Below are 13,519 nucleotides of genomic sequence, written 5' to 3'. Positions count from 1 at the left end.
ACGTACAATGATGATCGTTTACCCTTTCACGCCGCCGGCGGTTAAGCCGCTGACCAGCCAGCGCTGTGCCAGCAGGAAGACCAGGGTGATAGGAATGGCCGAGAGCACCGCCGCCGCGGCGAAATCGCCCCACAGGTAGTTCTGTGGATTAAGGTATTGCTGCATCCCCACCGCCAGGGTGTAACTGTTGACATCGCGCAGCAGCAGCGACGCAACCGGCACCTCGGTGATGGCGGCGATAAACGCCAGAATAAACACCACTGCCAGAATCGGTACCGACAGCGGCAACAGCACCAGCCGGAACGCCTGCCACGGCGTGGCGCCGTCCAGCGCAGCGGCCTCTTCCAGCGAACCATCGATGGTTTCGAAATAGCCCTTAATGGTCCAGACATGCAGTGCGATACCGCCCAGATAGGCGAAAATCACCCCACCGTGAGTATTCAGCCCGATAAAGGGCAGATACTGGCCGAGTCGATCAAACAGGGCATACAGCGCCACCAGCGACAGCACCGCCGGGAACATCTGGAAAATCAGCATCCCCTTCAACAAACTGGCGCGACCGGTAAAGCGCATGCGGGCAAAGGCATAAGCGCAGGTGGTGGAGAGCGCCACAATGCCCAGCGCACTGATGGCCGCAATCTTGACCGAGTTCCACAACCACAACAGCACCGGAAAGGGCGGTGGCGTCACCCGACCATCGGCGTGTTCAACGCTGAAGCCCAGCGCCAGCCGCCAGTGCTCCCAGGAGATCTGCTCCGGGATCAGGCTGCCGGTGGCGAAGTTACCGGCGCGCAGTGAAATAGCGATCACCATCAGCAGTGGAAACAGGATGGCGGCAATAAATAACAGCAGCAGCAGATGCGTCGTCAGCAGACGCAGCCGTTGCGATTTTGGTTGTACCATAGCCATAACAACTCCTTAGCACCTGGTCCATCAGGCTATTTTATGTGTCACTCTGCAGCCGGGCAGTGCGCACAATCCTCACGTACTACCTGTACGCTCCGGTTGTTCCGCGACTGCCTGCAACGATTACGCCTGGTGGGGCCAGGCTCCTTAGTCGAATTTCATCCGTGACGCTTTCAGGTTAATCACCGCCAGCGCACCCACCAGCAGGAAGATCAGGGTGGCAATGGCCGCCGCCAGACCAAAGTCCTGTCCGCCGCCGCCTTCAAAGGCGATACGCCAGGTGTAGTTGACCAGCAGGTCGGTATAGCCCGCCGGGGTAGTGGTACCGATCCGATCCGGCCCGCCGTTGGTCAGCAGTTGTACCAGCACAAAGTTGTTAAAGTTAAAGGCGAAGCTGGCGATCATCAGCGGCATCAACGGCTTCAGCAGCAGTGGCAGGGTGATCAGGAAAAAGTTTTGCAACGGTCCGGCCCCGTCCATCGCAGAGGCTTCATACAGATCGTCAGGAATCGCCTTCAGCAGTCCCATGCACAGGATCATCATGTAGGGATAACCCAGCCAGGTGTTGACGATAATCAGCATGGTGCGCGCCAGCGTCGGATCGCTGAACCAGGCGGGCTTCACGCCAAACAGCGCGCTGAGCATCACGTTGATCTCACCGAAACTCTGGTTAAACAGTCCCTTGAAGATCAGAATCGAGATAAACGCCGGTACCGCATAAGGCAGGATCAGCATCACCCGGTAAACCGCTTTGCCGCGCAGCGCCTCCCACTGCACCAGACAAGCCAGCACCATACCGACCGCCACGGTCAGCACCACGGTGATCAGCGAGAACAGCAGCGTCCAGCCGAAGATCGCCAGGAACGGCTTCTGAATACCTTCATCGGTAAACACCCGCAGGAAATTCTTCCAGCCGGTATTGACGGTGAAGCCAGGGCTCAGGGTTTCATTCGCCCAGCTACCGTCGGCGTTAATCGCCTGATAGAAACCGGTTTGCGGGTTAGCGCGATAGTGCGTTCCGCTCTGCTGGTTAGTCAGCTCATCCTGCGCGCCAACCTGATACAGCGGCTGGGTGCCGGAGAACTGCCGCAGTGAACTCATGCGTAACTGACGGCCATCCGGCAACACCGCACTGATCTGACTCAGCGCCTGGCGATTGCCGGTGATCACCCGCAGCGTGGCGCGCTCGCCAGCCGGTTGCGCGGCGGGCTGCATTTTCAGCTGCTGTTCACCGCCAAAGCGGAACGGCGGCGAGACAAAATGGTTGCCATTTTCATCCAGCATCAGTTGCCAGCGATCGCCCGCCGGATAGAGCGAGAAACTGACAGCTTCACCCGACTGGAAGGAACGGCTCAGCAGTACCTGCTGCGCCCGCTCAAAGGTGAGCTGGTTGGTGCTGCTGTAGTTGGTAAAGGCGATGGCGATGGTACAGGCGAGCGGAAACAGCACGAATAGCGCCATCCCCGCCACGCCGGGATAAACATAGCGCCAGGCATAGGCGCGACGATTAGCGTAGATCCACAGGCCGAGCGCACTGAGGATCAGCGTCAGCAGCGCAAACAGATATTCACCCTGCGCATACATCAGCACCAGCAGATAGCCGACCAGCAGACAGCAGATCCCGATGAGAACGCTTTTAATCAACAGACCTGGCGTTTTCGGTTTTCCTGACATGATGCGGTTTTCCTTAACGGTCACTCAAGCCGGGTTGCCCCGGCTGTAAAGGGAGGATTACTTTTTCAGGCGCGCCTGGGCATCTTTCAGGGCAGCGTCAACGCTCTGACGACCGCCCAGCGCATTCAGGGTAGCGGTGCGCATGGCGTACCAGAACGCCGCCATCTGCGGGATGTTCGGCATGATATCGCCGTGGCGGGCGTTGCTCATGGTGGCGGCGATACGGGAATCTTTCTCCAGCGTCTGCTGGAATGATTTCAGCGCCACGGCACCCAGCGGCTTGTCTTTGTTAACCGCGTCCAGTCCGGCGTCGGTCAGCAGGTAGTTTTCCAGAAACTCTTTTGCCAGTTCTTTATTGGGGCTGGCGGCGTTGATACCGGCACTCAGCACGCCGACAAAGGCTTTCGACGGTTTGCCGTTCAGCGTCGGTAACTCAGCAACGCCATAGTCGATGCCGCTTTTATCGATGTTGCTCCACGCCCAGGGACCGTTAATGGTCATGGCGGTTTGACCCTTGTTGAAAGCAGCTTCAGCAATCGAGTAGTCGGTATCGGCGTTGAGGGTTTTGGCCTTGACCTGATCGACCAGGAACTGCATGCCCGCTTTGGCTCCGGCGTTATCCACTCCGACATCCTTCACGTCATAACGGCCGTCATTCAGCTTAAAGGCATAAGCGCCACCCGCGGCCAGCAGTGGCCAGGTGAAGTAGGGTTCCTGCAGGTTAAACATGATGGCGCTTTTGCCTTTGGCGCGCATTTGCTTGTCGAGTCCGGCAATCTCTTCCCAGGTTTTTGGCGGTGTCGGCAGCAGCTTTTTGTTGTAAATCAGCGACAGCGACTCAACCGAAATCGGATAGCCGATCAGCTTGCCGTCAAAGCGCACTGCATCCCAGGTGAAGGGGAAGATTTTTTGCTGGAAGCTGGCGTCAGGCGTGATCTCAGCCAGCAGGCCCGATTGTGCGTAGCCGCCAAAGCGGTCGTGAGCCCAGAAAATGATATCCGGGCCATCGCCGGTGGCGGCCACCTGCGGATATTTCTCTTCCATCTTATCAGGATGCTCCACCGTCACTTTAATGCCGGTCTCCTGTTCAAACTTCTTACCAACCTCGGCAAGGCCGTTATAGCCCTTGTCGCCGTTGATCCAGATGACCAACTTGCCTTCCTCAATTTTTGCCACTGCGGATGCTGAAAACAGCACGGCAGAGAGGGCAGAGAGGGCCAGAATTCGTGCACCGGTTTTCATCGTCATAAGTCCATCCTGTTTGCGGAAGCGGTGATTGCTCTACCGGCAACATTGTGCGCATCCGTCACCGCTTCTCATCCTCCTTCGCTCTACGCCCTGTGGCTGAGGGGTGTGATCGCGCTGGCAAAAAGCGGGCGAAGCGGCCGGTTACGGGCTAAAAAATCCGGCAGGTCTGCGTTAGCGATCACAAAAAACCGCCGCCGCCCGCCCGCCGCCGCGTCAGCCCGCCTTTCTCCTCCTCCCGCCTCCTCCCCCAGCAGGTTGCGCTGCGGCGGAGGATGTTAGCCCCGCCATCCTTGCGCATAGTGAGCCCCGGAACCCGTCTGCCGAGAGCAGACACGAATGAGCAGCTAAGAGGGAAGGGATCATGGCGAGCGTTGTGCTACGCAATGTCACAAAAGCCTGGGGCGATACGGTGGTGTCGAAAGATATCGATCTCACTATTCGTGAAGGGGAATTTGTCGTTTTTGTTGGCCCATCAGGCTGTGGCAAATCAACACTGCTGCGCATGATTGCCGGACTGGAAACCATCACCAGCGGGGAGCTGCTGATTGGTGACCGCCGCATGAATGAGGTGCCGCCCGCCGAGCGCGGTATCGGCATGGTATTTCAATCCTATGCGCTCTACCCGCACCTGTCGGTGGCGGAAAACATGTCTTTTGGCCTGAAGCTGGCCGGGGTAAAAAAAGCGGAAATCCATCAGCGGGTCAACCAGGTGGCGGAAATCCTGCAACTGGCGCACCTGCTGGATCGCCGTCCTAAAGCGTTATCAGGTGGACAGCGTCAGCGCGTGGCAATTGGCCGCACGCTGGTGGCGGAACCGCGGGTTTTCCTGCTGGATGAACCGCTCTCTAACCTTGACGCGGCGCTGCGCGTCCAGATGCGGATTGAGATCTCCCGTCTGCATAAGCGCCTGAAGCGCACCATGATTTACGTCACCCACGATCAGATCGAAGCGATGACGCTGGCCGATAAGATTGTGGTGCTCGACGCCGGGCGCATCGCGCAGGTCGGCAAGCCGCTGGAGCTTTACCACTATCCCGCCAACCGCTTTGTGGCCGGCTTCATCGGCTCGCCGAAAATGAATTTCCTGCCGGTCAAAGTGACCGCCACCGCCATCGATCAGGTGCAGGTCCGGCTGCCGAATCAGCAGCTGGTCTGGCTGCCGGTCGACAGTGCGGGCGTGCAGGTCGGCAGCAATATGTCTCTGGGCATCCGCCCTGAACATCTGCTCTCCAGCGATATCGCCGATGTCACCCTTGAGGGTGAAGTGCAGGTGGTAGAGCAGCTGGGGCATGAAACACAGATCCATATCCAGATTCCCGCCATTCGTCAAAACCTGGTCTACCGCCAGGAAGACGTCGTGCTGGTAAAAGAGGGCGCCATCCTCGGTATCGGCCTGCCGCCCGAGCGCTGTCACCTGTTCCGTGAGGACGGGAGCGCCTGTCGCAGGCTGTATCAGGAGCTGGGTGTATAGCCCTGCCAAAACAATAAAAGCAATGACCTCAGGAGATAGAAAATGTTAACTCTGCGCAAACTTCCCCTCGCCGTTGCCGTCGCGGTGGGAACCCTCTCCGCCCCGACGATGGCGGTCGATTTTACCGGGTACGCCCGTTCCGGCATTGGCTGGACCGGCAGCGGTGGTGAACAGCAATGTTTTCAGGCCACCGGTGCTCAAAGTAAATACCGTCTGGGTAACGAATGCGAAACCTACGCCGAATTAAAATTAGGTCAGGAAGTGTGGAAAGAGGGCGATAAGAGCTTCTATTTCGACACCAACGTGGCCTACTCCGTGGCGCAGCAGAATGACTGGGAAGCGACCTCTCCGGCCTTCCGTGAAGCCAATGTGAAAGGTAAAAACCTGATCGAAGCACTGCCAGGCTCAACCATCTGGGCCGGTAAGCGCTTCTATCAGCGTCATGACGTTCACATGATCGACTTCTACTACTGGGATATCTCTGGTCCGGGTGCCGGTCTGGAAGATGTGGATCTCGGTTTTGGTAAGCTGTCATTCGCCGCCACCCGTTCGTCTGAAGCGGGCGGGTCTTACACCTTCTCCAGCGATCGGATCCGTGACTTCGCCACCAGCACCGCCAACGACGTGTTTGACGTGCGCCTCGCCGGACTGGAAACCAACACCAACGGCGTGCTGGAGCTGGGGGTCGACTACGGTCGCGCCAATGCCCGTGATGACTACCGTCTGGAAGACGGCGCCTCTAAAGATGGCTGGATGTTCACTGCTGAACATACCCAGAGCATGCTGAAGGGCTACAACAAATTTGTGCTGCAGTATGCCACCGATGCGCTGACCTCACAGGGCAAAGGCGTGCCGCAGGGCACCAGCCTCAACAACAACGGCGATATGTATCGCATCCTCGACCACGGTGCGATCTCGCTGGCGGAACGCTGGGACCTGATGTACGTGGCGATGTATCAGAACATCGATCTGGATAATAACCGCGGCACCGAATGGTACACCGTCGGCGTGCGCCCGATGTACAAATGGACACCGATCATGAGCACCCTGCTGGAGCTGGGCTACGACAACGTGAAGTCGCAGCAGGCTAACGAACGCAACGGCCAGTATAAAATCACGCTGGCGCAGCAGTGGCAGGCGGGTGACAGCATCTGGTCACGTCCGGCGCTGCGCGTATTCGCCACCTACGCCAAGTGGGATGAGAAGTGGGGCTATAACAAAGACAGCGCCGGCGATCTCACCACCTTCGCCTCTGCTGACAGCAGCGGTAACGGCATCCTGACCAACAGCCGTGGCGACAACGACGAGATTACCTTCGGTGCGCAGATGGAAATCTGGTGGTAAGCCGACGCTCTCCAGCCCAGGCGCGGCGGCGCGCCTGATTGGTCTTTTTGGTCACGGTGCGCCATTGCCTGGTTCGTGCCGTGGCCTGCAATAAGGTAGGCATAATGAAAATGACAAAAACCCTGACGGCGCTCTGCCTGAGCGCGGCGTTACTGGCCGGACACAGTCTGCCAGCCCTGGCGGACATCAATCTGGTGCCGCAGGATCTCTCCTCTGCTCCGCAGGTTGCGCCGGAAACGCTGCAACACCTGAGCTGGCTGCCGGTTGCCGCTTCTCAGACCCAGGTTACCCAGCTGGCGACCAGTGGACAGTCACTGAATGCTCCGCACGTTGCCGGACCAGTGGCGGCCTACAGTCTGCCGGCCAATATCGGTGAACTGACGCTGACGCTGAGCAGCGAAGTGGCGAACAATCAGGTTTTCGCCCCGAACGTGCTGGTGCTGGATGAAAATATGCGGCCCGCCGCCTGGTTCCCGAGTCGCTACTTCACCTACCAGAAACCGGGTGTGATGGCGGCGGACCGGCTGGAAGGGGTGATGAAGCTCACGCCGGCGCTTGGCCAGCAAAAAATTTACCTGCTGGTGTTTACCACTGAGCAGGATCTGACCCAGACCACCACACTGCTTGACCCGGCGAAAGCTTACGCGCAGGGCACCGGTCACGCGGTACCGGATATTCCCGATCCGATCGCCCGTCACAGCCGTGAAGGGACGCTGAAGCTGAAACTGCAGACCAGTTCCGGCTCATCAATTCTGGTCGGCCCGCTGTTTGGCTCTTCCGGCCCTGGCCCGGTTACCGTCGGCAACACCGCTGCGGTTTCGCCAGCCGCCTACAGCGCTGCACCGGCCCCGGCACCCAAAGCCAAAGCTGAGCCGATCATCAATGAGACCGAAAGTTACTTTAACCAGAACATCAGACAGGCGGTGAACAGCGGCAATATCGATAAGGCGCTGAAATTGCTGGATGAAGCCGAGCGGCTGGGATCGACCTCCGCCCGGCAGACCTTTATCAGTAGTGTTAAAGGCAAGGGGTGAAACGGCCCCGACAATACTGATGTTGTCCCACCTGGTGCGCTGCGGCGCACCTTTTTTATGCTTATCACGCCAGATTACCCGGAAGCATAAAGCCGTAAACAACGCGTCATACCCACCCTGTAAGTGCACATAATGCATTTGCATTGCCAATGCAGATGCATTATTATGAGGTTATCTTTTTACCTTTTTGTGGGAGCGAATGATGGGAAATTTAACTCAGGCTGACGTATCGCTGCGGGCTTCTTCGAGACTGACCGCACGTAGCCAGACCACTATCCCCGCTGCCGTTCGTGATGCGATGAACCTGCAACCTGGCGAAAATATTGAATATGCGGTTCTTCCTGGCGGTAAAGTGCTTATCAGCCGGCAGGAAACGGTGTCGGATGATGATCCGGTTATGGCGAGTTTTCTCAGTTTCCTTGCGGATGATATGCGCCAGCATCCAGAGAAGATTAAAACGCTGGACGCCGCATTAGTCACACGCATTGCATCCTTAACCGCGGGAATGGATGTTAATCTGGATGCACCGCTCACGGACGACGAGTAAATCTGATGATTGATCGTGCTGCTGTAAAGGAATGGAAAATTTATCTTCATCCCTGCTTTGGGTCGCAACTGATTGCCTTAGTGGATGAAGTAGAATCACTCCGGGTTAAACACCCGGAAAGCTACCAAAAAAAAGCAGCCACCAAACTTTTAGCCGCGGTATTCAAAGTCATTAACAGTGAAATCGGTGCCGATCCGACTCAGGCGAAGTTCCGCCAGGGAAGCACGCTGGGCGATCACAACAGGCATTGGTTCCGTGCAAAATTTCTAATGCAGTATCGATTATTCTTCAGGTACAGCGAACAGTACAAAACCATTATTCTGGCGTGGATGAATGACTCAGAGACTAAGCGTGCTTATGGCAGTAAGCGCGATGCTTATAAAGTCTTTGCCATGATGCTTGACGGCGGCTATCCCCCTGATGACTGGGAAACGCTGTTAAAGCAGGCTCAGGCTATGGACGCTTATCATCAGCCTGATGCTGAACGCTAAATGACCCCGGCCAGCAGCCGGGGTTTTCTTTCAATCAGCCTTTATCTCTTAGCGAGGCGTTTTCGGCGAGCCGTCAGATCACGCAGCAGCGAGTCGGTGGCGGGATCGCTGAACAGCGTTTCCAGCGTGGCGCTGAGCTTACGTCGCCAGTTCGGATACTCGTCGCTGGTGCCGGGAATATTGACCGGAGCCGCCATATCAAGCCAGTCCTCCGGTTGCAGACCCAGCAACGCACTGTGGCTGTCCGCCAGATACCGCTGCATCGCCCGGTTCAGGGCTTTGCTCATCTGGGTACGGCGTGCATCGCGTCCGGCACGTTTGGGCAGGGCACCGACCCGGTGCAGACTGTGCAGCAACGCCTGCTTCGCCCGCAGCCGATCCTGATACAACCCGGCCAGCACCACCTTGTCGGGGTAGAGGCCAAGCCGGTCTCCGGTGGTCAAATCATCGCTCTGCCACCAGCCTCGCAGCGTCGGGAGATCGTGGGTGGTGGCCACCGCCATCGCCTGACGCGGCCACTCGGCCGGCGGACGAAAACCCTGAGCTGAAGTCTGCTCAAAATAGAGCACCTTGTAGGAATAAACCCCGCCGTCACGCAGCTTATCGACAATGGCCTCCGGCACGGTGCCAAGATCTTCGCCGATCACCATGCAGCGGTTGCGCTGACTTTCCAGCGCCAGTATCGCCAGCAGATCATCAATCGGATAGTGCACATAAGCGCCGTTAGCAGCGCCCTGACCGGCAGGGATCCACCACAGGCGCAGTAACGCCATCACGTGATCGATACGCAGCGCACCGCAGTCTCGCATGTTGGCACGTAACAGGGCGATCCACGGCTGCCAGGCCCGCTGCCGCATCACCTGCGGATCCATCGGCGGCAAGCCCCAGTCCTGACCGCGCGGGCCCAGAATATCGGGCGGTGCGCCGACGCTGGCATCCAGGCAGTAAAGATGGCGCTCGCTCCAGGTTTCGGCCCCGCCTTGCGCTACGCCGACCGCCAGATCGCGATAGAGTCCAATCGGCATCTGCTGCTGCTGACAGCACTGCCAGCAGGCGGCGAACTGCCGGGCGGCCAGCCACTGTAACCACAGCCAGAATCGCACCTGGTCGCCGTGCTGCTGAAGAAACTGCTGCACCGCCGGACTGTCGGGCTGCTGCAACGCCTCCGGCCATACCGGCCAGCCCCAGCGCTGGCTATCCTGCGCCATCTGGTCGGCGTGCAGCGCATCAAACAACGCCTGATGTAACAGGCTTTCGCCGCCCTGCTGAACAAAGTCGTTGAACGCTTTTACCTCCGGGTCGGCGGCATCGCGCTGCCCGAACTGCGGCCAGGCTAAGCTGAGCGCATCAATTTTGAGCCGGGTAACGGCCGGATAATCGACCCACTCAGCCGTACGCGCCAGCTCAAGAGCCTGCCGGGTGTCGGCCTGTTGCCACCACGCCTGTGCCGCAGGCGATTGCTGAAAATCCGCCACCGCCGCTACATCGATGTAAACCACATTCAGCCAGCGGCGCGACGAGGGACTGTAAGGGCTGGCACTGTCAGGCGTAGCCGGGAACAGCGCATGGATCGGATTAAGGCCGATAAATGCGCCGCCGCGTGCGGCTATGGCCGGCAACATCCGGCGTAAGTCGCCAAAATCACCGATCCCCCAGTTCTCTGCCGAACGCAGGGTATACAGCTGGACGCAGGCACCCCATAAAGCCTCACCCGCCATCAGCGCGGGCGGCTCATAGCAGCGCGGCGGCGCGATAATCAGCTGGCAGGACCACTGCTGATGTGCCTGCTGCAGCGACAGCTGATGATAGCCCTCTGCCAGCGGCGGCAGATGCAGCGGTTGCCCGGGCTGGCAACGCCCGGCGGTGATTTCACCCGACTCGCGGGTGAGCTGCCAGTGCGCGTCCGTACTGAGCTGCGGGGCGAGAGTCAGTACTTCGCCGCTGCGAAAAATCGCCACCGGCGGCAGCGGCGTGGTCGCCGGTCGCGGCGGCTGCATCACCGCCAGCAAACGCTGGCGGGTGCCGGTCGGAATCGCCTGCGGCTGGCCGTGGGCATTAATATACTCGGCGGCAATACCTGCCAGAGAAAACTGATCCAGTACCTGTTCGGTTTTCATGGCGTTCCTTAGCGCGTGGCTTGCCAGATGCGCTGCTGATAGTCGCGGATGGCCCGATCGGAGCTGAACATGCCGCAACGCGCGGTGTTAAGGATGGTAGCGCGCGTCCAGCCATCCTGATCGCTCCACAGCGCTTCCACCTGCGCCTGCGCATCCAGGTAGGGCTGAAAATCGGCCAGCACCAGATACGGGTCGCCGCCTTGCGGACCGAGGCTGTGCAGCATTTCCTCAAAGGCCGCGCAGTCGCCCTGACTGAAGGTGCCATCTTCCAGCGCCTGCAGCACCTGATTGAGCTGATGATCTTTCTTACGCCACTGCGCCGGGGCATAGCCGTCAGCCTTTAACGCCACCACCTGATCTACGGTGTGACCGAAGATAAAGATGTTCTCGCTGCCGACCTGTTCGGCGATTTCAACGTTAGCGCCGTCCAGCGTTCCGATGGTCAGCGCACCGTTGAGCGCCAGCTTCATGTTGCCGGTGCCGGAGGCTTCCTTACCGGCAGTGGAAATCTGCTCGGAGAGATCGGCGGCCGGGATCAGACGCTCTGCCACCGAGACGTTGTAGTCCGGCACAAACACCACCTTCAGACGGTTGCCGACCCGCGGGTCGTGGTTGATGGTTTCCGCGACTTTGTTGATGGCATAAATGATGTTCTTCGCCAGCGCGTAGCCTGGTGCCGCTTTGGCCCCGAACAGCACCACGCGCGGCACCCGATTCGCCTGCGGATCGGTGACCAGCGTTTGCCACAGCGCAATAATGTGCAGCAGGCTCAGATGCTGACGTTTGTACTCATGCAGGCGTTTAATCTGCACGTCGAACAGCGCCTCAGGATCGATCTCAATCCCGGTACGGCTGGCAACCCAGTTGGCCAGCGCCACTTTGTTCTGCTGTTTGATAGCGCGATATTCGGCGCGGAACGCCGCATCGTCGGCAAACGCCTCAAGGCCCTGCAGCGCATCAAGATCGTTCAGCCACGGTTTTTGCAGCGTTTTATCGATTAACGCGCTCAGGGCCGGGTTGCACTGATTGATCCAGCGACGCGGCGTGATGCCGTTGGTAACGTTATGGAATTTTTCCGGCCACAGCTGGTGATATTCCGGGAACAGATCCTGCACCACCAGTTTGGAGTGCAGGGCGGCAACGCCGTTTACCGCAAAGCCGCTGGTGACGCACAGGTTCGCCATGCGTAGCTGGTTGTTATGCACCAGCGCCAGCTTCGCCCATTTGGCTTCATCGCCCGGCCAGCGTGACTCAACCAAGGTTTTCAGTTGGGTATTGAGGGTATTGATGATCATCATATGGCGCGGCAGCAGGCTGCGCACCAGACGCACATCCCAGCACTCCAGCGCTTCCGGCATCAGGGTGTGGTTGGTGTAAGCAAAGGTGTGCTGAGTAATCTGCCAGGCGCGATCCCAGCTGAGCTGATGCTCATCCAGCAGCAGGCGCATCAGTTCAGGGATCGCCAGCGTCGGGTGCGTGTCGTTGAGCTGAATCACTTCGTGATCGGCCAGCGATTCAATGCTGCGTCCGGCCTGATGATGGCGGCGCAAAATGTCGGCCAGCGCACAGGCGCACTGGAAATATTGCTGCATCAGACGCAGCTTTTTGCCGTTCTGATGATTGTCATTCGGGTAGAGCACTTTAGTCAGTTTTTCGGCGTCGATTCCCTGCTGTTCAGCGCGCAGGAAATCACCGTCGTTAAACCGGTTAAGATTGAACGGCTGCGCATGCTTCGCCTGCCACAAGCGTAACGGCTGAGTGACGCCGTTCTGGTAGCCCACCACCGGCAGATCCCAGGCTTCACCCTGCAGCACAAATGCCGGTTGCCAGTGCGGGCGTCCATCGACGGTGGTGACTTTGCCGCCCAAACCTACTTCGACATTCAGCGCCGCATTATGGTTAAACCACGGATAGCGATCGCGCTGCCAGTCATCAGGGGTTTCGTGCTGCGCGCCGTCTTCAAAGCGCTGGCGGAACAAACCGTACTGGTAGTTCAGCCCATAACCGATGGCAGGCTGTCCGACCGTCGCCATTGAGTCGAGAAAACAGGCGGCCAGTCGCCCGAGGCCGCCGTTACCCAGCGCCGGATCGGTTTCATTTTCCAGCACCTCAGTCAGTGAAATATCCCAGCCCGCCAGCGCCTCATTGACCGCGTTGTACCAGCCGAGGTTCAGTAGATTGTTGCCGGTCAGCCGGCCAATCAGAAACTCCATCGACAGGTAGTTGACGTGGCGCAGCGAACTGTCTGCCGCAACCGGAGGCTGTGCCGCCAGCAGATCGGCCAGCGCGCCGCTCAGCGCCTGCCACCACTGAGCGTGAGTCATTTCACGCGCATCGCGCAGACCAAAACGTTGCCACTGACGCGTCAGGGCAGCAGTAAAATGTTCGGGGTTAAATACGGGCTGTGTCATGGTTGGTGTCCTGTCAGAACAGTAAATGGGTCAATGTGACACCAGTTTGCCCGTGCGACAGATAAGGCTCCTCCTCCTGAAGCGAATTAGACCAGGAGGATAGGGAGGGTGGAGAGGCTGAGGCTAATCTGAAAGCATGCCAGGAGTGTGATTTCGCGCGCTTTTGTAAAGTTTAGTTAATGGGTTTGCTTGCATTCACCAGGCGAATGGCTGAACGTGTGTAAGGAATAATTACGAAGCGTAAAATAATGATGCGCTTGACGTGAACGGAGAAAC

The 13,519-nt window shown here is 58.5% G+C and carries 10 protein-coding genes; 5 read left to right on the top strand and 5 right to left on the bottom strand.

The features are described from left to right. Window positions 1-18 precede the first annotated feature (18 nt). From malG to malE, 3 genes are all read right to left on the bottom strand, one after another. The gene (gene malG, locus ABIB18_RS13345; protein WP_354474323.1) at window positions 19-909 is read right to left on the bottom strand and encodes a maltose ABC transporter permease MalG; all 891 of its coding nucleotides are present in this window, start codon (window positions 907-909) and stop codon (window positions 19-21) included. A 144-nt stretch (window positions 910-1,053) separates the two neighbouring features. Next, a complete protein-coding gene (malF, locus tag ABIB18_RS13340; protein WP_089562292.1) occupies window positions 1,054-2,580 on the bottom strand; it encodes a maltose ABC transporter permease MalF in 1,527 nt (508 codons plus the stop codon). Between the two features lie 57 nt (window positions 2,581-2,637). After that, on the bottom strand, window positions 2,638-3,828 hold the full coding sequence (gene malE, locus ABIB18_RS13335; protein ID WP_031377708.1) for a maltose/maltodextrin ABC transporter substrate-binding protein MalE: 1,191 nt from the start codon (window positions 3,826-3,828) through the stop codon (window positions 2,638-2,640). A gap of 361 nt (window positions 3,829-4,189) precedes the next feature. On the opposite strand from malE, the gene malK reads away from it, so the two are divergent. The 5 genes from malK (at window position 4,190) to ABIB18_RS13310 (ending at window position 8,715) form a co-directional block, all read left to right on the top strand. Continuing rightward, entirely contained in the window at window positions 4,190-5,299 is a 1,110-nt protein-coding gene (gene malK / locus ABIB18_RS13330; RefSeq protein ID WP_031377707.1) for a maltose/maltodextrin ABC transporter ATP-binding protein MalK, read from the top strand. 42 nt (window positions 5,300-5,341) lie between these two features. Continuing rightward, the gene (locus ABIB18_RS13325) at window positions 5,342-6,643 is read left to right on the top strand and encodes a maltoporin (RefSeq protein WP_046289303.1); all 1,302 of its coding nucleotides are present in this window, start codon (window positions 5,342-5,344) and stop codon (window positions 6,641-6,643) included. Window positions 6,644-6,747: 104 nt separating this feature from the next. Beyond that, complete coding sequence (malM, locus tag ABIB18_RS13320) at window positions 6,748-7,677, top strand: maltose operon protein MalM (protein WP_031377706.1); 930 nt, start codon at window positions 6,748-6,750, stop codon at window positions 7,675-7,677. Between the two features lie 199 nt (window positions 7,678-7,876). Continuing rightward, entirely contained in the window at window positions 7,877-8,224 is a 348-nt protein-coding gene (locus ABIB18_RS13315; RefSeq protein ID WP_371316239.1) for a type II toxin-antitoxin system PrlF family antitoxin, read from the top strand. 5 nt (window positions 8,225-8,229) lie between these two features. Further along, complete coding sequence (locus ABIB18_RS13310; RefSeq protein WP_069729155.1) at window positions 8,230-8,715, top strand: type II toxin-antitoxin system YhaV family toxin; 486 nt, start codon at window positions 8,230-8,232, stop codon at window positions 8,713-8,715. A gap of 41 nt (window positions 8,716-8,756) precedes the next feature. Here ABIB18_RS13310 and malQ read toward each other — a convergent pair whose 3' ends face one another. Further along, a complete protein-coding gene (gene malQ / locus ABIB18_RS13305; RefSeq protein ID WP_354474319.1) occupies window positions 8,757-10,832 on the bottom strand; it encodes a 4-alpha-glucanotransferase in 2,076 nt (691 codons plus the stop codon). Window positions 10,833-10,840: 8 nt separating this feature from the next. Further along, window positions 10,841-13,243 (bottom strand): maltodextrin phosphorylase, encoded by a 2,403-nt coding sequence (malP, locus tag ABIB18_RS13300; RefSeq protein ID WP_316554179.1) that lies wholly within the window; start codon window positions 13,241-13,243, stop codon window positions 10,841-10,843. Window positions 13,244-13,519 lie beyond the last annotated feature (276 nt).

This window comes from Pantoea sp. UYEF8 (assembly GCF_040546285.1).
GTDB lineage: Bacteria > Pseudomonadota > Gammaproteobacteria > Enterobacterales > Enterobacteriaceae > Pantoea > Pantoea brenneri.
This window is presented reverse-complemented; position numbering and strand designations above follow the sequence as displayed.